The following is a 1257-nucleotide window of genomic DNA, read 5'->3' as shown; positions in this document are numbered from 1 at the left end:
TTCGCCGCCGACCATCTGGTGCTCGGCTCCGGCAGACTGGCCGAACGGCTCGGCATCCAGCCGGTCGTGGTGGGCGTGGTCGTCATCGGCTTCGGCACCAGCGCTCCCGAACTGGTCGTCGCCGGTACGGCAAGCATCCGCGGCGAGGTCGACCTGGCCGCGGCCAGCCTGGTGGGTTCCAACATTCTCAACCTGACCCTGATCCTCGGCGTGGCCGGGCTCGTCGCACCGCTGGCCGTACGCTCCTCGATCCTGCGGCGGGAGGCACCACTGTCGGTCGCGGCGGTGACGATCTTCGGCGCGGTCCTGATGTACGGCCTGTGGCGTACCGGCGCCATCATGCTGACCCTGGCCCTGATCGGTTCGATCATGCTGCTGCTGCGCTTCGCCCGCGCCGCGCCGCACGATGCGGTCGCCGCCGAGACCACCGACTACCTGAACGCGGCAGGAAAACCTCGCTTGCCTGTCGAAAGCCTCCGAACCCTGCTCGGACTCGCCGGAACCGTGCTGGGCGCCCAGCTCCTGGTGGACAACGCGGCCGAGCTGGCCATCCAATTCGGCGTCTCGGCACAGGTCGTGGGCTTCACCCTGGTCGCCCTCGGCACCTCGCTACCCGAGCTGGTCACCTCCATCCAGGCACAACGCCGCGGCGACGGCGACCTCTTGGTGGGCAACCTGCTCGGCAGCAACCTCGTCAACAGCCTCGCCGGGGGCGCGATCATCGCCTTCACCGCCCAGACCGCGGCCCCGCTGAACGTGCTCGTCATCCTGGCCATGGCCGGAATCAGCGGCTTCACCTGGGCACTACTCGCCCGTGGCAAACGTCTCAGCCGGCCCGAGTCCATCCTGCTGCTGGTCCTGTATCTCGCGCTCTTGCCGGTAATAGCAAGCTGACCAATTTACGCATAACGAACGCATTCGCTACGGCGACATGGACCGACCGACCAGCACGACCGATCATCCTGCCAAGCCAAACCCTGACGGTGATCTTCATACTCTTCTGTGGCAGGCGGGGCGCCTGTTCAAGATCGTTCATTGCGGGCTCCTGACTGGCGTGATTGGGACGTCGGTGGTGCGGCTTGAGGTCTCGCGGAAAGCGGGGATGCCGAGGTTGACGGCGGCCGGGCGCTTTCTGCCGATCTGTGCGAGCTTGTCGTTGGCGCCGGTGAGGCTGATGGTGAGTCCTTACCCCGTGCTGTCCACGCTGGTCACCGCGGTCAAGAAGGCGGGCCTGGTCGACACGCTCAACTCGGCCAA

The 1257-nt window shown here is 66.7% G+C and carries 1 protein-coding gene; it reads left to right on the top strand.

The window, feature by feature from the left end; genetic code table 11:
* A partial coding sequence (locus ACFWY5_RS58000; protein ID WP_379640401.1) for a sodium:calcium antiporter occupies positions 1–894 on the top strand: 894 nt, incomplete at its 5' end.
* Positions 895–1257 lie beyond the last annotated feature (363 nt).

Origin of the sequence: Nonomuraea sp. NPDC059007, assembly GCF_042740555.1 — a bacterium.
In the GTDB taxonomy this organism is placed as follows: Bacteria; Actinomycetota; Actinomycetes; order Streptosporangiales; family Streptosporangiaceae; genus Nonomuraea.
This window is presented reverse-complemented; position numbering and strand designations above follow the sequence as displayed.